The organism is Saccharothrix saharensis, from assembly GCF_006716745.1.
Taxonomy (GTDB): Bacteria; Actinomycetota; Actinomycetes; order Mycobacteriales; family Pseudonocardiaceae; genus Actinosynnema; species Actinosynnema saharense.
Genome location: NZ_VFPP01000001.1, coordinates 2,265,572 through 2,285,220, shown reverse-complemented (window position 1 = coordinate 2,285,220; position 19,649 = coordinate 2,265,572). Strand labels below are relative to the sequence as shown.

The window sequence follows — 19,649 nt, the reverse complement described above, 5'->3', positions numbered from 1 at the left end:
CTGTGGAGTCGATTTCCTTTCCCGAGGGATTCGTGTGGGGCGCCGCGACCGCGGCGTTCCAGATCGAAGGCGCGACCACCGCGGACGGTCGCACCGCGTCCATCTGGGACACGTTCTGCAAGATCCCCGGCGCGGTCGTGGGCGGTGACACGGGTGATCCCGCGGCCGACCACTACTACCGCGTCGACGAAGACGTCCAGCTGATGGTCGACCTCGGGTTGCACGCCTACCGGTTCTCCACCGCGTGGCCCCGCATCCGGCCCGACGCCGGTCCGGTGAACCAGGCCGGCCTGGACTTCTACTCCCGGCTGGTCGACAAGCTGCTCGAGAACAACATCACCCCGTGGCTGACGCTCTACCACTGGGACCTCCCGCAGACCCTCGAGGACGAGGGCGGCTGGGCCAACCGGGACACCGCGTACCGCTTCGCGGAGTACGCCGAGTCGGTCGTCGGCGCCCTGGGTGACCGGGTGGAGAACTGGACCACGCTCAACGAGCCGTGGTGCTCGTCGCTGCTCAGCTACGCCGCCGGCGTGCACGCGCCCGGCCGCCAGGAGCCGGAGGCCGCTGTCGCGGCGGTGCACCACCTGCTGCTGGCGCACGGCCTGGCCACCGCGGCGATCCGGGACCAGGCGCCCAACGCCAAGGTCGGCATCACGCTGAACATGTACCCGATCATCCCGGCGAACCCGGACGACCCGGGCGACCTCGACGCCGCGCGCCGGCTCGACGGCCTGCAGAACCGGATCTTCCTGGACCCGCTGTTCAAGGGTGAGTACCCGGCGGACATCGTGGAGGACCTGGAGCCGTACGGCTTCTCCAAGCACATCCGCGAGAACGACCTGGAGATCATCTCCGCGCCGCTGGACCAGCTGGGCGTGAACTACTACGCCGAGCACTTCGTCAGCAACACCCCCGAGCCCGAAGCAGCGTCTTCTGATTCCGGGGTGGTGGACAACGGCCGTCGCCCGACCGGGTCACCGTGGGTCGGCGCGGAGCACGTGTCGTTCCCCAGCCGGGGCCTGCCGCGCACCGCGATGGACTGGGAGGTGCAGCCGGACGGCCTCTTCAAGGTGCTCAAGCGGGTGCACGAGGACTACCCCAGCATCCCGCTGTACGTCACCGAGAACGGCGCGGCGTACGTCGACTCGATCAACGACGACGGGTCGATCAACGACCCCGAGCGCCTCGGTTACATCGAGTCGCACCTCAGGGCGGCGCATGCGGCCATCGAGGCGGGTGTCGACCTGCGCGGTTACTTCGCGTGGTCGCTCATGGACAACTTCGAATGGGCCGAGGGTTACGCCAAGCGGTTCGGGATCGTGCATGTCGACTACGAGACCCAGGTGCGGACGCCTAAGATGAGCGCCATGTGGTACTCGCAGGTTGCCCGTGGCAACGCTCTCGCGGCGACGGTCGCTCCGTGACCGATGCCGTTGACCCACCCAAGACGCGACGACCCAACACCCGGCTGGAGGAGGTCGCTCGCGCAGCCGGGGTGTCCAAGTCGACCGTTTCCCGGGTGATCAACGGCGAGCCGTACGTCAGCTCCAGGGCGCGCGAGGCGGTGCACCAGGCCATCGGCAAGCTCGGGTACAGCCCGAACCAGGCGGCCCGCACGCTCGCGGGCAGCCGGGCCAACTGCATCGCCCTGGTCGTCTCGGAGCAGGGCAGCCGCGTGCTGGCCGACCCGTTCTTCGCCGGCGTGCTCCGCGGTGTGCACGCCGAACTCGCGGGCAAGCGGGTCCAGCTCGTCCTCATGATGAGCAAGGAGGGCGACGAGCAGGACCTGGTCAACTACCTCTGCGGCGGCCACGTGGACGGCGTGCTGGTGATCAGCCTGCACGGACAGGACCCGCTGCCCCGCACCCTGGCCGACGCGGGCCTGCCGACCGTCGTCGGCGGCAGGCCCCTCGGTGCGGGTGGCGTGCCCTATGTGGACTCGGACAACTTCAACGGCGCCATGGAGGCGGCCCGCTACCTGGTCTCGCGGGGCCGGAAGCGGATCGGCACCATCGCCGGTCCACGGGACATGGCGGTCGGTATGGACCGATTGTCCGGTTGGAAGCGCGGGTTGAGCCAGGCACGGCTCGACACCGATCTGGTCGCGTACGGCGACTTCACCCCGGAGAGCGGCGCGGTCGCCATGGCCGACCTGCTCGAACGGGCGCCGGACCTGGACGCGGTCTTCGTCGGCGCGGACATCATGGCGCTGGGCGCGTTGCAGACCCTGCACGCGCACGGCAAGAAGGTGCCCGACGACGTGGCCGTGGTCGGGTTCGACGACCTGATGATCGCCTCCACCGCGGTGCCGCCGCTGACCACGATCCGGCAGGACGTGGAGCAGCTGGGGCGCACCATGACGTGGCGGCTCATGGCGGAGCTGGCGGGCGAGGAGAACCTGCCGCCGTTCCTGCTCCTGCCGACGGCGATGGTCACTCGTTCGAGCGCCTGAGCCTCGCTCCCAGTACTGCCGCGACCCGGACCTCGGTCCGGGTCGCGGCATTTCGAAGCGATTCGACGTCCGTTTCGACCGGGTTCGACGGTCGGACGTGATCACGCAGCGCACTTCACTCGGATGGCGTAAGCCTGATCCATTGCCGCTGACCGATCCGCCTGGCTACCGTCCAATCCTGCACGTTCTGGGAGCGCTCCCAGGCCGGACGCCGCGACGGCCCCGGCGCACGGACCCCTGACTTCACCCAGCCAGGGGGGAGGCGGAAAACCACTCGCCCGCCGCCTCCTCCCACCCCGCGCAAAGGAGCGCAGCACGATGGCCCGACGCACCCCGCCCTCGCCGGCACCGGCCCCGCCGGGCCACGCCGGTGACGCGCGGGCCGCTGGTCCGGACCACGCGCGCCCCGCCACGCGCGACCACGCCGGCGTCGCCCGGGCGGTGGGGCGGAATCGTTGGGAAACCGGGCATTCCGTGCGAATCGCCGTCCCAGCGCGACTTCCGGCGCTGCCGCAGCACTCGCAGCCACAGCACCCGCTGCCGCGAACTCCGCGGGTACGGCCCGCGCAGCCGGTCTCCGCGCGGGCGGATTTCCCGAAGCCGGACTTCTCGCGCCCGGTCCGCGTCGGGCCCACGTTCCCGCCCGGCCCGGTCCGCTCGGGTCCGGTCCGCACCACCACCACGACCCGCACCGCGTCGGCCCTCACCGCCTCGGCACCCGAGCCGGTCCCGTCCCGAGCCCCGGGAGCGAAACCGTGAAGCGGCTGCTGGCCCTGACCACCGCGGCCCTGGCCGCGATCGGCGTCGTGCTGGTCACCGCCGCCGCGAGCCCCGCCGCGCCCACCTCCGCCGCCGTGCCCGCGCAGCCGCACAACTGGCGCAACGTGGAGATCGCGGGCGGCGGGTTCGTGCCCGGCATCGTGTTCAGCCCGGCCGAGAAGGACCTGATCTACGCCCGCACCGACATCGGCGGCGCGTACCGGTGGGACCAGGCGACCGGCCGGTGGATCCCGCTGCTCGACTGGGTCGGCTGGGACAGGTGGGGCTACAACGGCGTGGCGAGCATCGCCCCCGACCCCGAGAACGCCGACAAGGTCTACGCCGCCGTCGGCATGTACACCAACAGCTGGGACCCGAACAACGGCGCGATCCTGCGCTCCGCCAACCGCGGTGCCACGTGGCAGCGCACCGAGTTGCCCTTCAAGGTCGGCGGCAACATGCCGGGCCGCGGCATGGGGGAGCGGTTGTCGGTCGACCCCAACGACGGCCGGGTGCTGTACTTCGGCGCGCCCAGCGGCAAGGGCTTGTGGCGCAGCACCGACAGCGGCGTCACGTGGTCCCGGGTCGCGAGCTTCCCCAACCCCGGTGACTACATCGCCGACCCCGACGACACCAACGGCTACGCCAACGACGTCCAGGGCGTGGTCTGGGTGACCTACGACCCGCGCTCGTCGACGGCGGGCAGCCCGTCCAGGACCATCTACGTCGGCGTCGCCGACAAGGAGAACACGGTCTACCGCAGCACGGACGCGGGCGCGACCTGGTCCAGGCTCGCCGGCCAGCCGACCGGCTACATCGCGCACAAGGGCGTGCTGGACACCGAGGGCGGCTTCCTCTACCTGGCCACCAGCGACACCGGCGGCCCGTACGACGGCGGCAAGGGCGACGTCTGGAAGTACGACACCGCCACCGGCGCGTGGACGCGGATCAGCCCCGTCCCCTCCACCAGCGCGGACGACTACTTCGGCTACAGCGGCCTGACCGTCGACCGGCAGAACCCGAACACGCTGATGGTCGCCACCCAGATCTCCTGGTGGCCGGACATCATCATCTTCCGCAGCACGGACGGCGGCGCGACGTGGACGCGGGCCTGGGACTTCACCGGCTACCCGAACCGCAGCTTCCGCTACAAGATGGACATCGGCTCCTCACCGTGGCTGAGCTGGGGCGTGAACCCGCAGCCACCCGAGGTGACGCCCAAGCTGGGTTGGATGGTCGAGTCGCTGGAGATCGACCCGTTCGACCCCAACCGCATGCTGTACGGCACGGGCGCGACCGTCTACGGCACCACGGACCTGCTGAAGTGGGACGCCGGCGGCCAGATCACCATCAAGCCGACCGCCGCGGGGCTGGAGGAGACCGCGGTGCTCGACCTGATCAGCCCGCCGACCGGCGCGCCGCTGATCAGCGGCCTGGGTGACATCGGCGGCTTCCGGCACACCGACCTGGCCGAGGTGCCGGCGATGATGTTCCAGCAGCCGAACTTCACCAGCACCACGAGCCTGGACTTCGCCGAGAAGAACCCGTCGGTGATGGCCCGCGCCGGCAACGTGGACGGTTCGCCGCACGTGGCGTTCTCCACCGACGGCGGCGCGAACTGGTTCGCGGGCAGCGAGCCGGGCGGTGTCACGGGCGGTGGCACGGTCGCGGCGGCGGCGGACGGCAGCCGGTTCGTGTGGAGCCCGGCCGGCGCGGCGGTGCACCACTCGGTGGGCTTCGGCACGTCCTGGGCGCCGTCCACCGGCATCCCGGCGGGCGCGGTGGTCGAGTCGGACCGGGTGAACCCGAACAGGTTCTACGGCCTGGCGGGCGGCACGGTGTACGTCAGCACGGACGGCGGCGCGACGTTCACCGCGGGCGCGACGGCCGACGTGGGCAAGCTGCACGCCGTGCCGGGGCACGAGGGCCACCTGTGGCTGGCCGGCGACGGCGGCCTGTTCCGCTCGACCGACGGCGGTGCGACGGTGAGCGCGCTCGCCGGCGTCACGTCGGCGGTGAACATCGGCTTCGGCAAGGGCGCGCTGGAGAAGCCCTACCCGGCGCTGTACGGGGTGCTGACCATCGACGGCAAGACCGGCGTGTACCGGTCCGACGACGAGGGCGGCCACTGGGTGCGCATCAACGACGACGCGCACCAGTACGGGAACATGGGCGAGGCGATCACCGGCGACCCGCGCGTCTACGGCCGCGTCTACCTGGGCACCAACGGCCGGGGCATCCTCGTCGCGGAGCCGAGCGGCGGTACCAGCAACACCAACACGCACCCCACGGACTCGTCGCCGACCGGCACGACCACGACGACGACCACCACCACGACCACCACTGGCACGACCACGATCACGGACCAGCCGCCACCCGGCTGCTCGGTGCGCTACCAGGTCTCCAGCCAGTGGGGAGGTGGCTTCACCGGTTCGGTGAGGATCACCAACACAGGGGCCACCTCGCTCACGGGGTGGAGCCTGCGCTGGGCGTTCGCGAACGGCCAGCAGATCACCAACAGTTGGAACGGCAGGGCGTCGCAGAGCGGCGCGGCCGTGACGGTGACCAACGAGGGCTGGAACGGGACCATCGCAGCGGGTGGCTCGGTGGACTTCGGATTCCAGGCGAGCTGGCAGGGCAGCAACGTCGCGCCCACCGGCTTCCAGCTGAACGGCAGGTCCTGTTCCTCGGTCTGAGGACGACTTAGCGCAGCCCTCGTTTGGCCTGGCGGCGCAGCTGCATTATCCGGGCTGCGCCGACCAGGGCCACCAGGATCGCCCCGGCGATCGCCGCGAACAGCAGCGCCACGCCCAGCGGCAGCGTGCCCGCCGCGCCCAGGAAGTGGATCGTGGCGTCGGCGAGGTTCTGCAGGATGAACACCAGCAGCACGATCAGCACCACGATCGACGCCAGCACGGCGACCCACGTGCCGCTGATCCGCGTCGGCTTCAGCTTGGCCTGGGTGCCGGCCGTGCGCTCCGGCGCGCCCGTCACCGACGGCTCGACCGGACCCGGTCCGCGCGGGCTCACGACGGGTGGCCCGTCCGGGATCGGACTCGTCGGCAGCGCTTCGGTGCGGTCATCGTCACGCGGCGTGGTCACGCGGTGATTATCTGCCCGATCGTGCCGGCCCGCCAATCAACCGCACGGGCGGCGGTACTCCAGCGCGCCGACCGCGCCCACGTACTGCTGCCACTCCTCGCGGGTGATGTGGGTGGTCACGGCGTCGCACATCTCGCGCACGGCCGTGGCGAAGTCGAACTCCCAGGACCGCACGGTGCCGTTCGACTTCGACGTCACCACGTTGGTCGCGGTGGAGCCGAACCCCACCGCGTAGACGCCCTCGGTGAGCCCGTTGATCCGGCCCCGCTCGACCGGTCGCCGCAGGTCGGACACGTCCCACAGCGCCACCTTGTCCTGCGTGCCCACGGTCGCGAGCGCGTCACCGGACCGGTGGAAGCCCAGCGCCTGGATCGCGCCGCGGTGCGCCTTGCCGGACCACAGCTCGACCGGCTCGCCGCGGTCGGTCACGTCGTACAGCCGGACCTCGCCCTTCGCCGAGCCGAGGGCCAGCGTGCGGCGGTCGTGCGACAGGGCCGCCGCGGTGACGTCCTGGCCGGTGTCCACCTCGGTGACCGGGTCCGGCCTCTTCGGCTCGGACACGTCCCACAGCCGGACCACGCCCATGGCGTCGAAGGTCACCACGACCTCGCCGTCGGGGCTGTAGACGACACCGACGACCGGCCGCGCGTGACCGGGCAGTCGGGCGGCCTCCACCGGGTTCGCCGGGTCGGACCAGTCCCACACCGCGACCGCGGCGGTGTCGGACACGGTGACCAGCGTGCGGGCGCGCGCCGGGTCGAACGCGATCCGGTCCACCGGGAAGTCGAAGGTGCGCAGCACCTCGGCGGTCACGTCGGTGACGTCCCAGATCTTCGCCGCCCCGTCCACCAGCGTGGTGGTGAAGGCTCGGCCCTCCTCGTCGACGGCGATCGAGGTCACCGTCTCGTCGGCGGGCCCGAGCACGTGCACGGGCGTCTTCCTGTCCGGGTCGCGCTGGAGGTCGGGGTCGCTGAGCGCCTGGGCGGACGCGAAGGCCGCCCGGCCGGCCACGTTCAACTCGCTCGACGCGTGGGCGCTGAGCACCCCGTTGCGCGTCTCGTCGTTCGGGTTGAGGTCGTGCGCGGCGATGGCGAGCTGGTCGGCGAGCTGCGGGTCGCTGCTGCGCAGACCCTGGGACTGGTTGGCCACGTACCAGGCGGCCGACGACTTCCAGCCCGCCGCGGCCTCCTTCTGCGAGGTGATCGCCAGCACCACGGCGGTGCCCGCGAGCACCAGCAGCACGGCCAGCAGCGCCACGAGCTGGCGCAGCCTGCGGGTGTGCCGGTGCGCTTGCAGCCGTTCCCGGTCGCGCGCCTGGAGGCTCTCGGCCAGGAAGTCGCGTTCCTGGGCGCTGGTGCGCACGCCGTCGCGCTGCGTCCACTCCACGGCGGTGTCCAACCGGGAGCCCCGGTACAGCGCGTCCGGGTCGCGGCCCAGCGACTCCCAGGTGGCGGCGGCCTCGGTGAGCCGGCGCATGGTGCGCAGCCCCTCGCGGTCCTCGGCGAGCCAACCGCGCAGCCGCGGCCACGAGCGGATCAGCGCCTCGTGCGCGATCTCCACGCTGTCGCGGTCCAGGGTGAGCAGGCGGGCGTGCGCGAGCCGGTCGAGCACCACGTCCACGTCGACGTCGTGGTCGAGCTCGGCGCGCGGCAGCCGCCGCTTGGTGTCCTCGGTGCCGTCTCCCAGGGCGGTGAGCCGCAGGAACACCTGCCGCGCCAAAGCGCGCTGGTGGCGTTCCAGCGAGGTGTAGGTGCGTTCGGCGGTCTGGGCGATGGCGTGCTGGATGCCGCCCGCGGCCTCGTAGCCGGCCAGCGTCAGCGTGGTGCCGCGCCGGCGCCGCCAGGTCTCCAGCAACGCGTGCGACACCAGCGGCAGCACGCCCGGCTGGCCGGTGGCGTCGGCGATGAGCCGGGACACCAGCGCCGTCTCCACCGTGCACGACGCCTTCACGGCGGGCTGCATGATCACCTGGCGCAGCTCCTCCGGGCCCATCGGCCCGAGCAGCAACTGGCCGTCGGTCAACGCCTCCACCAGCGCCGGGTGCTGCGCGCAGTGCCCGTAGAAGTCGGCCCGCACGCCGATCACGACCTTGCAGCGGGCGGTGAGCAGGGCGTCGACGTACGCGGTGCGCCGGTCGGCGTCCGGCCAGAGCGTGAAGACCTCCTCGAACTGGTCCACGATCAGCAGGTCGACGTCCAGGTCCGGCTCGGCCGACTCGCTGGGCGAGGTGACCACGACCCGGCCGCCCACCCGCGGCACGAGGCCGGCGCGCAGCAGCGAGGACTTGCCCGCGCCCGACGCGCCGAACACCGCGACGAACCGGCGGTGCGCGATGCGCTGCTCCAGGTCGTCCAGCAGGTGGTCGCGGCCGAAGAACCACTCGGCGTCCTCGGTGCCGTAGGCCGCCAGCCCCGCGTACGGCGGGTGGCCCTCCTCGGGACCGGCCTCCGGGCTGGGCAGCACCTCGGCGGCGACCTGCCGCCACCGGTCCTCCCACTCGGTCACGTCGCCCTCGCAGGCGCGCACGTACGCGAGCGTCACCGCGAGCGTGGGCAGCTTGCGCCCACCCGCCGCGTCCGACAGCGTGGTCGCCGAGTAGTGGGCCCGCGCGCCCAACTGCCGGTAGCTGTGCCCGCCCGCCTTGTCCCGCAGCGACCGGAGGTCGGCGGCGAACCTGAGCAGCGGGCTGTCACCGACGTCCAACGGGCGCTCTCCACGCGGCAACCGGTCCACCCCCTGGCAGTCTCACGACGATTGTCCGCACCGACAAACGTGCCGTCCAGGCTGTCAGACGAGCGCCCGAAGCGCGTCCGCTTCGGGAGACTGCATTCGGGTGAACAGGTCCAGCGCGCTTCGCCGGCGTGTTCGCGCGTGCTCGGGGTCGAGGTGGCCGGGCAGGTGCGGGGGTGTGCGCCTCGCCGGCCAGGTGGCCGGTGCTCCGGTGCAGGTCAAGGACCTGCCGGGCGTGCACGGCTGCCCCTGGGGCGGGCGCGGTGCGGGCCCGCGCGGTGAGCGCCTTGGCAGCAGCCGTGCGCGGTGCCCAGCGCCTCGCGCAGCGCCGGCCGTTCCCGCAGCGGGTGCCGCTCGGTGAGGGCGGACAGCTCGCCGCACTGCTCCGCTTGCCGGCCCGGGGCCAGGCGGGCGTGGACTTCGTCCTCCTGCACGGTGAGCCCCAGCTCCTGCATGCCGCGCAGCCGTCCGGGCGGGTGTCGACCACGGCTCCGCCCTCGCTGTCCCGCAGCAGGCGGCGCAGGTCGGAGAGGGAGGTCCTGGGGTTCGCGCCGGCCGAGCGGGGCAGCAGAACGTCCGGTGCACAGCGTAGTGATGCCGGTACACGGAGGGGTGTACCCGGCGTGTACCGGTGGTCAGCAGGATGTGGTGCGGGGGGCGGTGACCAGGGGGCACCGCCCCCCGCCGCTAGGCTCGGCGGGGTGCCCTGCCTGATCGCCCTGAACGGCCCGCCGGGCTGCGGCAAGTCGACGATCGCGCGCCGTTACGCCGAAGACCACCCGCCCGCGTTGGCGCTGGACGTCGACCGGGTGCGCGACCTGATCGCCGGCGACCTGGGTGAAGCGGGCCGCTTGGCGCGTGACATCGCCATCGCCGCCGCCCGCGTGCACCTGACGTCCGGCCACGACGTGGTCGTGCCCCAGTTCCTGGGCCGCCCGGAGTTCCTGGACCGCCTCTCCGCCCTGGCCGCCGAGCTCGAGGTGCCCTACCACGAGGTGGTCCTGCTCGACTCCCGCGAGAACGCGATCCGCCGCTTCACCGAGCGCGGCACCGTCCAGGCCACCCCCGCCGAGCTGTCCGCGATGTACGACAACCTGCGAAGGATCATCGCCACCCGGCACCCCCACGTGATCCACTCCGTCGAGGGCGACCCAACTCACACCTACCGGAGCCTCCTCTCCTACCTGAACGGTGAGTTCGGGGGTCCTGAGCGTTCGACTCTCGAGGCCTGAGCGTTCGACACACGCGTGGGCCCTACGTTCAGCGCGTGTGTCGAACGCTCGGGTCTCGAGAGTCCTACGCTCGGGACCCCTGAGTTCTACGCTCGGGACAGGGCGGAGGTCACGTAGGGATCGGGGTCGGCGAGGATCGCGCGGACGGCGGTGGTGGCGGCGCCGCGCATGGCGGCCTCCGCGCCCAGCGACGACGCGACCACTCGAACGGGTGACCACTCGGCGCTGACCACGCGACGGTCCAGCTCCGCGTGCAACGGCTCCTGCAGCCACGGCTCCAGCCGCGCGTACGTCCCGCCCAGCACCACGGTCGGCAGGTCCAGCAGGTTCACCGCCCCGGACAGCGCCACGCCCAACCACCGCGCCGCCGAACGCACCGCCGTCGTGGCCGTGCGGTCACCCGCCGCCAGTCGCGCCAGCAGCTCGTCCACCCCCGTCACGCCCGCCGCGCGCACGATCTCGTCCTGCCCCGCCAGCCGCTCCAGGCACCCCCGCGACCCGCACGCGCACGCCGGCCCGCGCGGGTCGACCGACAGGTGCCCGAGCTCGCCGCCGAACCCGGACACGCCCTCGAACAGCGCCCCGCCCACGACGATGCCCGCGCCGATGCCGATCTCACCCGAGATGTGCAGGAAGTCCGTCGCCACGTCCCCGTGCCACAGCTCGGCCAACGCGGCCAGGTTCGCCTCGTTGCCCACCAGCACCGGCACGTCCAGTGCCACCCGGCGGGTCAGCTCGCCCCGGATGTCGACCTCGCGCCAGCCCAGGTTCGGCGCGAGCCGCAACGACCCGCCCGCCACCTCCACCAGGCCGGGCACGGCCACGCCCACCCCGCCGATCGGCACGTCCTGCCTGGTCGCCGTGCGCACCGCCGTGGCCACCTTGCCCAGCACCCGTGCCGGGCTGGAGGCGCGGTTGTCGCTGGGCCGCACCCACCGCGCCCGCACCCGGCCGGTGAGGTCGACCAGGCACGTGGCCAGGTAGTCGACCCCGATCTCCACGCCGAGCCCGTGCGGCCCGGTGGGGGACAGGTGCAGCGCCGTGCCGCGCCGGCCGGGGCCGGACCTGGCCTGCGCCTCGCCCTCGGCGACGAGCCCCGCGCCGATCATCCGGTCGACGAGGCTGGACACGGTCGCCTTGGTCAGGCCGGTGCGGGCGGCCACGGTGGCGCGCGACGACCCGGGCGCCCCGGCGATGGCGTCGAGCACCAGTGCGGAGTTGTGCCGTCGCACGGTGTGCTGGCTCGCGGGCTGTGGTCTGGACACCACTGGATCCTAGCGGCTTTGTGCGATAAGTTCAGGCATCAAACTTATTGGAGGTGCCCTCGTGGACAACTTCAGCTTCGGCCTGTGGACGGTCGGCTGGCCGGGACGCGACCCGTTCGGCGACGCGACCCGCCCCCCGCTGGACGTGCCGTTGGCGGTGCGCAAGCTCTCGGAGCTCGGTGCGTGGGGCATCACGTTCCACGACGACGACCTGTTCCCCTTCGGCTCGGACGCGGCCGAGGTCGGCAAGCGGGTCTCCGCCTTCCGGGCGGCGTTGGACGAGACCGGCATGGTGGTGCCCATGGTGACCACCAACCTGTTCACCCACCCGGTGTTCAAGGACGGCGGCTTCACCAGCAACGACCGCTCGGTGCGCCGGTTCGCGCTGCGGAAGGTGCTGCGCAACCTGGAGCTGGCGGCCGAACTCGGCGCGCGGACCATCGTCATGTGGGGCGGTCGTGAGGGCTCCGAGGTCGACGCGGGCAAGCCCGTGTCCGCCGCCCTCGACCGCTACCGCGAGGCCGTCGACACGGTCGCGCAGTACTCGGTCGACCAGGGCTACGGCTTCCGCTTCGCCTTGGAGCCCAAGCCGAACGAGCCCCGCGGCGACATCCTGCTGCCGACGATCGGCCACGCCCTGGCGTTCATCTCGACGCTGGAGCACCACGAGCTGTTCGGCGTGAACCCCGAGGTGGGCCACGAGCAGATGGCGGGCCTCAACTTCGTGCACGGCATCGGCCAGGCGCTGTGGCAGGGCAAGCTCTTCCACATCGACCTCAACGGCCAGAAGGGCCCGCGCTACGACCAGGACTTCGTGTTCGGCCAGGGCGACCTGCTGTCCGCGTTCTTCCTGGTCGACCTGCTGGAGAACGGCGGCTACGACGGCCCCCGGCACTTCGACTACAAGCCGCTGCGCACCGAGGACTTCGACGGCGTGTGGGAGAGCGCCGCGGCCAACATGCGCACCTACAAGCTCCTGCGCGAGCGGGCGGCGGCGTTCCGCGCCGACCCCGAGGTGCAGGAAGCGCTCAAGTACAGCGGCGTGTACGAGCTGGCCGAGCCCACCCTGAACGAGGGCGAGTCGATCGCCGACTTCCTCAAGGGCGAGGACTTCGACCCGTCCACCGCGGCCGAGCGCGGCTTCGGGTTCGTGCGCCTGGCGCAGCTGGCGACCGAGCACCTGCTGGGCGCGCGCTGATGGCGCTCGTCGCGGGCGTCGACTCGTCCACCCAGTCCTGCAAGGTTGTGGTCCGCGACGCGGACACCGGCGCCCTTGTTCGGCAAGGGCGCGCGACGCACCCGACGGGCACCGAAGTGCATCCCTCCGCGTGGTGGGACGCGCTGCAGACGGCCATCGCGGACGCGGGCGGCCTGGACGACGTGGCCGCCGTGTCGGTGGCCGCGCAGCAGCACGGCATGGTCACGCTCGACGAGGCCGGTGAGGTCGTCCGGCCGGCGCTGCTGTGGAACGACACCCGTTCCGCGGGAGCGGCGGCCGAGCTCACCACCGAGCTGGGCGGTCCGGACAAGTGGGCCGACGCGGTCGGCAGCGTGCTGGTCGCGTCCCTCACGGTGACCAAGCTGCGGTGGCTCGCGACGAACGAGCCGGAGTCCGCCGCCCGCACGGCGGCGGTCTGCCTCCCGCACGACTGGCTGACGTGGAAGCTGTCCGGCTCGACGTCGCTCGACGCGCTGACCACCGACCGCAGCGACGTCAGCGGCACGGGCTACTGGTCGCCGTCCACAGAGGACTACCGGCCGGACTTGCTGGAACTGGCGCTGGGCAAGGTCGTCGCGCTGCCGCGCGTGGTCGGCCCGGCGGACCTGGTCGGCGGGCGGTTCGGCGCGGGCGCGGGTGACAACGCGGCCGCGGCGCTGGGCGTGCAGGCCCAGCCCGGTGACGTGGTGGTGTCCATCGGCACGTCCGGAACGGCGTTCGCGCGCTGGCCGAACCCGGTCACCGACGGCACCGGCACCGTCAACGGGTTCGCCGACGCCGAGGGCGGCCACCTGCCGCTCGTGGCGACGCTGAACGCGTCGCGGATCCTCACGGCGACGGCGTCCGTGCTCGGGGTCGACCTGGCCGACCTGTCGGACCTCGCCCTGAGCGCGCCCGCGGGCGCCGACGGGCTGGTGTTCGTGCCGTACCTGGAGGGGGAGCGGACGCCGAACAAGCCCGACTCCACCGGCGCGCTGCACGGCATGCGACTGGACACCATGACCCCGGGGCACCTGGCGCGCGCCGCGGTCGAGGGCCTGCTGTGCAGCCTGGCGGACGCGATCGACGCGTTGCGCGCGCTGGGCATGCCGGTCGAGCGGGTGCTGCTGATCGGCGGCGGGGCCCGCATGCCCGCCGTGCGGCAGCTCGCGCCCGCGGTGTTCGGCTGCCCGGTCCTGGTGCCGTCGCCGAGCGAGTACGTGGCCGACGGCGCGGCCAGGCAGGCGGCGTGGGCGGTCGGCGGGGCGGACACCCCGCCGCTGTGGTCGGACCTGGCGTCGACCTCGGTCGAGGCGGAGCCGACCCCGTGGGTGCGGGAGCGGTACGCCGCGGCCCGCGACCTGACCGTCAACCGCTGAACCGAGCGAGAAGGGGCGCCTCCGGCCGCGGGGGCGCCCCTTCTCCCTCTTCACGGCGCGTCTTCGAGCACTTCCTCGACCACGTGCCGCTGCACGTCCGACCGTTCCGGGCCGGTCGCGCCGGCCAGCGTGATGAGGGCCTTCCAGAGCGCCCAGCCCCGCGCCCGCGTCCACGTGGCGTCGTCCAGCCCCACCGCCTCGCGGAACGCCTCCCGGCTCTCGCCGGAGAACATCGTGTAGGCGATCACCAGGTCGCACGCCGGGTCGCCGACCCCGGACGTGCCGAAGTCGATCACCGCGGTCAGCTTCCCGCTGTCGTCGACCAGCAGGTTGCCGTGCGCGATGTCGCCGTGGAACCAGACCGGCGGCCCGGACCACGCCGGCGCGCGCAGCGCGTCCTCCCACACCGCCGCCGCCCGTGCGACGTCGACCCGACCCTCCAGCACGGCCAGCGCGTGTCGCGTCCCGTCGTCGTAGTGGCCCGGCGGCGCGCCCCGGTAGAAGCTGTGCGCACCCGCCGCCGGCCCGCCGTCGGCGTCCACGCGCCGCAACGCGCGGATGAAGTCGGCGACCGACAGCGCGAACGCCACCAGGTCCCCGACGCGCTCGGGTGACGCCGTGCGCCCGTCCAGCCAGCGCCGGACCGACCAGGGGAACGGGTAGCCCTCGCCGGGCGCCCCCAGGGCCAGCGGCACGGGCACGGGTACCGGCATCGACGGCGCGAGCACCGGCAGCCACCGGTGCTCCTTCTCGACGGCGGGCGCGTACCCCTCGGCGGTCGGCAGCCGCACCGTCATGTCGTCACCCAGCCGGTACGTGCGGTTGTCCCACCCGTCCACCTCGACCGGCGTCACGGGCAGCCCGGCCCACCGCGGGAACTGGCGCGCGAGCAGCCGCTGGACCAGGCCGGCGTCGATGCCGGCGCGCCCGTCGGGGATGTCGACCACGAACCCGAGCCTGCACACCCGCGGGAGGCGCCGGCAACGCATTTTCCCGGCGGCGGGTACCCGGCGGCCGACCGGAAGCGGAGGTGCCCGTGATGAGGGCCGTGCCGTGGTCGAGGCGCTGGAGCGGCGGGACGTCGCGGTGCGGGCGTTCCGGGTGGCGGACCACGACGCCCCGCCCGGTGCCGTCCCCGATCCCGCGCCGCCGTCGTCGTCGAGCTGACCGCCGCTCAGAGGTGGGACAGGGCGAAAGCGCTCAGGAACCCCGCCACCGTCACGAGCCCGACCAGCAGGTGCGCGTCGTCGAACGCCTCGGGGATCATCGTGTCGGCCACCATCGACAGGATCGCGCCGCCCGCGAACGCCGTGATGGCGGCCAGCCACTGGGGCGCGGCGCCGGCCAGCAGGCCGTACCCGGCCATCGACGCCAGGCCGCTCACCACGGCGATGGCGATCCACAAGCCGAACACGTACCGCCGCGACCGGCCGGCCCGCCGCATGCCCGCGGCCGACGACAGGCCTTCCGGCACGTTGCTGATGAACACCGCCGCGACGGTCACCACGCTCACCCCGCCGCCGCCCAGCAGGCTCGCGCCGATCACCACCGACTCGGGGATGCCGTCCAGCAGCGCGCCGACCGCGATCGCCGTCCCCGACCCGCTCTGCTCCGACTCCGACGGCTGCAACCCGCCCGAACGCTTCCGGTGGCGTGCGCCCCGCTTGGCCAGCGCCACGTTCGCCGCCGTGTAGACCAGGGCCCCGAGGGCGGCACCCGACGCCGTGGGCAGCAGCCCGCCCAGCTCGTGCGCCTCGGCGATCAGGTCGAACGACACGGCCGACATCAGCACGCCGCTGCCGAACCCCATCACGCCGGCCACCACACCGCGCGGCACCCGCGCCAGGTAGCCGACCAGCGCCCCGACCAGCAGGGCCGATCCGGCCAGCAACCCCCACCCCGCCGCTTGGAGCACCCGACCTCCCCGTGTCGCACCCGGCTCGCGCGGGTACCCGTCCGCCATGAGGATCGTCGTCACCGGCGCCACCGGCAATCTGGGCACCGCCCTGCTGCGCCGTCTCGCCGACGAACCGGACGTCGCCGTGCACGGCATCTCCCGCCGAGCGCCCGAGGTGGCGCCGCCTTACGACAGCATCACCTGGACCCCGGTCGACATCAGCCGCGAGGGTGCCGAGGAACCGCTGGCCGAGGCGTTCCGCGACGCCGACGCCGTCGTCCACCTGGCCTGGCTCATCCAGCCGAGCCGAGACGAGCGGCTCCTCTACCGCACCAACGTCGCCGGCAGCGACCGCGTGTTCACCGCCGCCGCGAAAGCGGGCGTGCCGCACCTGGTGCACATGTCGTCCGTCGGCGCGTACTCGCCGGCCGCGAAAGACCACACCGTGGACGAGACCTGGCCGACCGACGGCCTGGTGAACTCCTACTACAGCCGGCACAAGGCCGCCGTCGAGCACCAGCTGGACCAGCTCGAACGAGAACACCCCCAGCTCACAGTCACCCGCGTCCGCCCCGGCCTGGTCCTGCAACCCGACGCCGCCGCCGAGATCAAGCGCTACTTCCTCGGCCCGCTCGTCCCGCACGCCCTGTTCCGGCTCAAGCTGCCCGTGCTGCCCCTCCCGCGCGCGATGGTGCTCCAGTTCGTGCACGCCGACGACGTGGCCGACGCCGTCGCCCGCATCCTCACCACCCGCGCGGGAGGCGCGTTCAACCTCGTCTCCGAGCCGGTCGTCACACCGCAGGTGCTCGCCGAGGTCATGGGCACGCGGCACGTGCCGCTCCCGCCGGCCGCCCTGCGCACCGCGGCCCGGCTGAGCTGGTGCCTGCGCCTGCAACCCACCTCGCCCGGCTGGGTCGACCTGGCGCTCACCACGCCGCTGCTGGACGCCACCAAGGCGTTCACCCGGCTCGGGTGGGCGCCCCGGCACAACGCGCGCGACACCCTGCGGCAGCTCCTCGACGGCCTGGCCCGCAAGGAGGGCCTGGCCCCGAGCCCGCCGCTGCGGCCCTGACCCCGGTCAGGACCCCTCGAACAGGTTCGTCCACCCCATCACCTGCGCCACCACGAACGCCAACGTCAGCAGCGTGATGAGCAGCACGGCCACCAGCGTGATGATCGGGCCGCGCCGCGACGGCATCGGCTGCGGGTGGGACAGGCCGGAGGTCTGACCGGAATCGGGCGGTGTCTCGCCGGGCGCGACCCCGCCACCGGGCTCCAGTCCGGGCGTGCGGGCCGGGTCGGGGTCGGGCGGTGTGGCAGTCATACCGAGGGGGCTACCCCGTGTGGCCGGCGCTACCCGCCGCCGTGTGAACACCCAGCCGTACGGGTAGTCACCTGGCATGAGCGGTGTCCAAGACGAGCTGCTGCGCACGTTGACCAAAGTCGCGAAGGCCTTGCGCGCGCAAGAGATCCCGTTCGCCCTGGCGGGCGGGTGCGCGGTGTACGCCAGAGGTGGCCCCGCGACCGAGCACGACGTCGACATCCTGGTGCGGGAACAAGACGCCAGTGAGGCGGTGAGCGCGCTCGTGGCCGCGGGCATGCGTGCCGCGACACCCCCCGAGGACTGGTTGCTGAAGGTCTACGACGGCGATTCGCTGGTGGACCTGCTGTTCCGGCCCAACGAGGTCCCGGTGACCGACGAAACCCTGTCCCGCGCCGAAGAGCTCCAGGTCGGCTCGGTGGTCCTGCCCGTGATGCCCGCCACCGAGGTGCTGATCGGCAAGCTGCTCGTCCTCGACGGGCACCGCTGCGACTTCAGCGAGCTGCTGCCGTTCGCCCGCGCGCTGCGCGAGCAGATCGACTGGGACCGCGTCCGCGAAGCCACCAAGCACTCGCCGTACGCCGAGGCGTTCCTCGTGCTGGTCGAACGCCTCGACCTGCTGCCCGCCCCGCTGACCAGGAGCGTCTCATGACCGCAGAGCAATACCTCGCAGCCCGGCTGCGCCAGGCGCTGGCCGAGGACCCGCGCACCACCGAACTGGGAGTGCGGGTCACCGTGCGCGGCGACCACGTGCTGCTGTCCGGTGACGTGGCCAGCCCGGAGCGCCGCGCCGAGCTGGAGGCCGTGATCCACGACGTGGCCCCGGAGCTGACCGTGCTCGACGACGTGAAGGTGGTGCCGTCCGAAGCCCCGGTCGGCCGAGAGGAGCTTCGATGATCCGCATCGCCGCGGTGGGTGACGTGCACCTGGGCGAAGACGCGCGCGGCCGGTTGCGGCCCGCGTTGGAGGAGCTGGGCGACTGCGCCGACGTGCTGCTGCTGGCCGGTGACCTGACCCGGCACGGCACGGTGTCCGAGGCGCGGGTCGTCGCCGACGAGTTCGGTGGGCTGCCGGTGCCCGTGGTCGCGGTGCTGGGCAACCACGACCACCACGACGACAAGCCGCACGAGGTGACCGCCGTGCTGCGCGACGCGGGCATCACCGTGCTGGAGGGCGAGGCCGCCACCATCGGCGTGAACGGCCACACGTTGGGCGTCGCCGGGGTGAAGGGCTTCGGCGGCGGGTTCGCGGGCAAGTGCGGGAGCGCGTTCGGCGAGCCGGAGATGAAGGCGTTCATCCGCCACACCACCGAGATCGCGGAGTCGTTGAACGGCGCCCTCGGCAGCCTCGACACGGACGTCAAGGTGGCGTTGACGCACTACGCGCCGGTGCCGGACACGTTGCGCGGCGAGCCGCCGGAGATCTACCCGTTCCTCGGCTCGTACCTGCTGGGTGAGGCGATCGACGCCAACCGCGCCCACCTGGCCGTGCACGGGCACGCGCACTTCGGCAACGAGCACGGCATGACGCCCGGTGGCGTTCGGGTGCGCAACGTCGCACAACCGGTCATCCGATCGGCATACACGGTGTACTGCGTGGAACCCGCCGTGGTGGAGGTGTAGCCGCATGGACGAGGAACCGAGGACCGAGGGCCCGTCGGTGGTGTGGGCGGGTCCGCCCGACGCGCCCGCCGTGGTCGTGCTCGACCCGGCCGGCGTCGGCAGGCACGGTGACCTGCCCGGTACGTGGCGGCCGTTGACCGAGCACCTGCAGGTGATGTGGTGCCGGCTGCCCGCGACGGACGAGCCGTGGCACGAGGTGGACGAGGTGCTGTCCGAGTTCGCCGACCGCTCCGTGCCGGTGCACCTGGTGGCGGGCGCGGCGGCGGGCTCCGGGGTCGGTGATCTGATCCGGCGGCACGAGGACCTCATCACCTCCGCCCAGACCTTCGCCGCACCCGTGCCGTTGGGGCACCCGGAGGTGGTGTTGGAGGTGCTGCGCGACCTGCTGGCGCAGGGCGTGGACGTGCACGTCGACCAGATGGGCGAGGTGGACGGCGGGCCCGAGGCGGGTTCCCTGCTGGGTGACGCGGCTTCGGCGCTGCGACGCTCGGTGGCGCAGTTGTTCGAGAGGCTGAAGGCCGGCTGACGACCGCAACGCGATGAAGGGCCCGCGGGCACATCCGCGGGCCCTTCGCCTGTCCGGGGTCGAGGGTGCGAGGGGATTTCGTCGGGACCGGGCGGTGTCGTGACCGGGTGGTACGGATACGGCTCGGGTGGGTGGGCACGCGAAGAGCCCCGCGGCCGGGGCC

At 72.8% G+C, this 19,649-nt stretch carries 18 protein-coding genes; 11 read left to right on the top strand and 7 right to left on the bottom strand.

Annotated features, from left to right (window positions below):
- Nucleotides 1-2: 2 nt before the first annotated feature.
- From FHX81_RS09120 to FHX81_RS09110, 3 genes are all read left to right on the top strand, one after another.
- Entirely contained in the window at nt 3-1,427 is a 1,425-nt protein-coding gene (locus FHX81_RS09120; RefSeq protein ID WP_246107710.1) for a glycoside hydrolase family 1 protein, read from the top strand.
- Entirely contained in the window at nt 1,424-2,455 is a 1,032-nt protein-coding gene (locus tag FHX81_RS09115) for a LacI family DNA-binding transcriptional regulator (protein ID WP_141976898.1), read from the top strand. Before FHX81_RS09120 ends, FHX81_RS09115 begins: the two co-directional genes overlap by 4 nt.
- A gap of 755 nt (nt 2,456-3,210) precedes the next feature.
- Nucleotides 3,211-5,910: a cellulose binding domain-containing protein gene (locus FHX81_RS09110; RefSeq protein ID WP_141976896.1), complete on the top strand. Its 2,700-nt coding sequence runs from the start codon at nt 3,211-3,213 to the stop codon at nt 5,908-5,910.
- A gap of 7 nt (nt 5,911-5,917) precedes the next feature.
- Here the strand turns inward: FHX81_RS09110 and FHX81_RS09105 are convergent, their stop codons facing one another.
- The 3 genes from FHX81_RS09105 to FHX81_RS09095 all read right to left on the bottom strand — a co-directional run bounded on the left by FHX81_RS09105 (nt 5,918) and on the right by FHX81_RS09095 (nt 9,501).
- A complete protein-coding gene (locus tag FHX81_RS09105; protein ID WP_425473808.1) occupies nt 5,918-6,316 on the bottom strand; it encodes a LapA family protein in 399 nt (132 codons plus the stop codon).
- Between the two features lie 36 nt (nt 6,317-6,352).
- A complete protein-coding gene (locus FHX81_RS09100) occupies nt 6,353-9,019 on the bottom strand; it encodes an nSTAND1 domain-containing NTPase (protein WP_246107709.1) in 2,667 nt (888 codons plus the stop codon).
- 245 nt (nt 9,020-9,264) lie between these two features.
- Complete coding sequence (locus FHX81_RS09095; RefSeq protein WP_141976892.1) at nt 9,265-9,501, bottom strand: hypothetical protein; 237 nt, start codon at nt 9,499-9,501, stop codon at nt 9,265-9,267.
- A 246-nt stretch (nt 9,502-9,747) separates the two neighbouring features.
- Here FHX81_RS09095 and FHX81_RS09090 point away from each other — a divergent pair, with 246 nt between their 5' ends.
- Entirely contained in the window at nt 9,748-10,278 is a 531-nt protein-coding gene (locus FHX81_RS09090) for an AAA family ATPase (protein WP_141976890.1), read from the top strand.
- An 86-nt stretch (nt 10,279-10,364) separates the two neighbouring features.
- On the opposite strand, the gene FHX81_RS09085 is transcribed toward FHX81_RS09090, so the two are convergent.
- The gene (locus tag FHX81_RS09085) at nt 10,365-11,543 is read right to left on the bottom strand and encodes an ROK family transcriptional regulator (RefSeq protein ID WP_141976888.1); all 1,179 of its coding nucleotides are present in this window, start codon (nt 11,541-11,543) and stop codon (nt 10,365-10,367) included.
- 61 nt (nt 11,544-11,604) lie between these two features.
- Between FHX81_RS09085 and xylA the strand changes: the two genes are divergently transcribed.
- Both xylA and FHX81_RS09075 read left to right on the top strand, forming a co-directional pair.
- Entirely contained in the window at nt 11,605-12,741 is a 1,137-nt protein-coding gene (gene xylA, locus FHX81_RS09080; protein WP_211363434.1) for a xylose isomerase, read from the top strand.
- A complete protein-coding gene (locus tag FHX81_RS09075) occupies nt 12,741-14,120 on the top strand; it encodes a xylulokinase (RefSeq protein ID WP_141976884.1) in 1,380 nt (459 codons plus the stop codon). Before xylA ends, FHX81_RS09075 begins: the two co-directional genes overlap by 1 nt.
- Before the next feature lie 50 nt (nt 14,121-14,170).
- Here FHX81_RS09075 and FHX81_RS09070 read toward each other — a convergent pair whose 3' ends face one another.
- Nucleotides 14,171-15,067, bottom strand: a complete 897-nt coding sequence (locus tag FHX81_RS09070) for an aminoglycoside phosphotransferase family protein (protein ID WP_246107708.1) — start codon at nt 15,065-15,067, stop codon at nt 14,171-14,173.
- 227 nt (nt 15,068-15,294) lie between these two features.
- On the bottom strand, nt 15,295-16,083 hold the full coding sequence (locus tag FHX81_RS09065; RefSeq protein ID WP_141983830.1) for a ZIP family metal transporter: 789 nt from the start codon (nt 16,081-16,083) through the stop codon (nt 15,295-15,297).
- Between FHX81_RS09065 and FHX81_RS09060 the strand changes: the two genes are divergently transcribed.
- Entirely contained in the window at nt 16,082-17,089 is a 1,008-nt protein-coding gene (locus FHX81_RS09060) for an NAD-dependent epimerase/dehydratase family protein (protein ID WP_141976880.1), read from the top strand. The genes FHX81_RS09065 and FHX81_RS09060 overlap by 2 nt on opposite strands.
- A 6-nt stretch (nt 17,090-17,095) precedes the next feature.
- Here FHX81_RS09060 and FHX81_RS09055 read toward each other — a convergent pair whose 3' ends face one another.
- Nucleotides 17,096-17,341 carry a DUF6480 family protein gene (locus tag FHX81_RS09055; protein ID WP_141976878.1) on the bottom strand — a complete coding sequence of 82 codons (246 nt, stop codon included), beginning with the start codon at nt 17,339-17,341 and terminating at the stop codon, nt 17,096-17,098.
- A gap of 76 nt (nt 17,342-17,417) precedes the next feature.
- Here FHX81_RS09055 and FHX81_RS09050 point away from each other — a divergent pair, with 76 nt between their 5' ends.
- Genes FHX81_RS09050 through FHX81_RS09035 form a run of 4 tightly spaced genes read left to right on the top strand, consistent with a single transcriptional unit; the run spans nt 17,418 to nt 19,486 of the window.
- Nucleotides 17,418-17,990, top strand: coding sequence for a nucleotidyltransferase family protein (locus tag FHX81_RS09050; protein ID WP_141976876.1), 573 nt, complete (start codon nt 17,418-17,420; stop codon nt 17,988-17,990).
- On the top strand, nt 17,987-18,235 hold the full coding sequence (locus FHX81_RS09045; RefSeq protein ID WP_073895388.1) for a BON domain-containing protein: 249 nt from the start codon (nt 17,987-17,989) through the stop codon (nt 18,233-18,235). Before FHX81_RS09050 ends, FHX81_RS09045 begins: the two co-directional genes overlap by 4 nt.
- Nucleotides 18,232-18,960 (top strand): metallophosphoesterase family protein, encoded by a 729-nt coding sequence (locus tag FHX81_RS09040; protein ID WP_211363433.1) that lies wholly within the window; start codon nt 18,232-18,234, stop codon nt 18,958-18,960. Before FHX81_RS09045 ends, FHX81_RS09040 begins: the two co-directional genes overlap by 4 nt.
- Nucleotides 18,961-18,964: 4 nt before the next feature.
- Nucleotides 18,965-19,486 (top strand): hypothetical protein, encoded by a 522-nt coding sequence (locus tag FHX81_RS09035; RefSeq protein WP_141976874.1) that lies wholly within the window; start codon nt 18,965-18,967, stop codon nt 19,484-19,486.
- Nucleotides 19,487-19,649: the final 163 nt, after the last annotated feature.

What these genes read in the sequence shown, in the direction of transcription:
- FHX81_RS09055 (WP_141976878.1), bottom strand. Translation starts at nt 17,341, where the DNA reads ATGACTGCCACACCGCCCGACCCCGACCCGGCCCGCACGCCCGGACTG.
- FHX81_RS09060 (WP_141976880.1), top strand. Translation starts at nt 16,082, where the DNA reads ATGAGGATCGTCGTCACCGGCGCCACCGGCAATCTGGGCACCGCCCTG.
- FHX81_RS09035 (WP_141976874.1), top strand. Translation starts at nt 18,965, where the DNA reads ATGGACGAGGAACCGAGGACCGAGGGCCCGTCGGTGGTGTGGGCGGGT.
- FHX81_RS09065 (WP_141983830.1), bottom strand. Translation starts at nt 16,083, where the DNA reads ATGGCGGACGGGTACCCGCGCGAGCCGGGTGCGACACGGGGAGGTCGG.
- FHX81_RS09045 (WP_073895388.1), top strand. Translation starts at nt 17,987, where the DNA reads ATGACCGCAGAGCAATACCTCGCAGCCCGGCTGCGCCAGGCGCTGGCC.
- FHX81_RS09095 (WP_141976892.1), bottom strand. Translation starts at nt 9,501, where the DNA reads ATGCAGGAGCTGGGGCTCACCGTGCAGGAGGACGAAGTCCACGCCCGC.
- FHX81_RS09075 (WP_141976884.1), top strand. Translation starts at nt 12,741, where the DNA reads ATGGCGCTCGTCGCGGGCGTCGACTCGTCCACCCAGTCCTGCAAGGTT.
- FHX81_RS09040 (WP_211363433.1), top strand. Translation starts at nt 18,232, where the DNA reads ATGATCCGCATCGCCGCGGTGGGTGACGTGCACCTGGGCGAAGACGCG.
- FHX81_RS09050 (WP_141976876.1), top strand. Translation starts at nt 17,418, where the DNA reads ATGAGCGGTGTCCAAGACGAGCTGCTGCGCACGTTGACCAAAGTCGCG.